This window comes from Micromonospora sp. M51 (genome assembly GCF_018070305.1).
Lineage (GTDB): Bacteria > Actinomycetota > Actinomycetes > Mycobacteriales > Micromonosporaceae > Micromonospora > Micromonospora parva.
Window position 1 is genome coordinate 1 of the sequence record NZ_JAGPXZ010001438.1, and the last position, 557, is coordinate 557.

Here is a 557-nt window from a genome sequence, read left to right on the forward strand (position 1 = left end):
CGGCAAGTGACCGCCGCACCGGCCACCGTCGCCGACGCACCGGCCGGAGTGCCCACCGCCCGGCAGGTGCGGACGCGCCTGCGCCGGGCCCGCAGTCGACACCACGACCATTCCCTCGGCGACGTGCTCGGTGACGCGTACGTCATTGTCCTGTTCGTGGGCATGTACGGCTGGTTCGCGGTCAGCGCCAGCCGCAACCTGCTGGACTCCCCCACCGTGGGGCAGGCCGAGCCGGGGGTGCGGTGGTGGCTGGCGGTCGCCGCGCTGCTGGCCGGCGCGGGGCTCGCCTGGCGGGGCCTGCGGGCGCTGGGGCCGCTGCTGGTCACCCCGGCCACGCAGAGCTGGGCGACCAGCGCGCCCATCGACCGGCGGGCCTGGCTGGCGCCGCGCTTCGTGCTGCTGCTGGTGGGCGCGGCGACCGGCACCGCAGCGCTCGCCGTGGCCGTGGCGGCGCTGGCCGGGGTCGGCGAACCGGCCGCGCTGGGCTGGGCGGCGGCGGCCGGCGCGGGGTGGGGCGTGGCCGCGTTGGCGCTCAGCGTCGTCGCCCAGAGCAGCCG

Annotated in this window: 1 protein-coding gene; it reads left to right on the plus strand. The window is 78.8% G+C overall.

Annotation, left to right across the window (positions count from 1 at the left end; genetic code table 11):
- Positions 1 to 6: 6 nt before the first annotated feature.
- Positions 7 to 557, plus strand: a 551-nt coding sequence (locus KBX53_RS35315; protein WP_309140928.1) for a DUF6297 family protein, incomplete at its 3' end; no start/stop codon positions are given.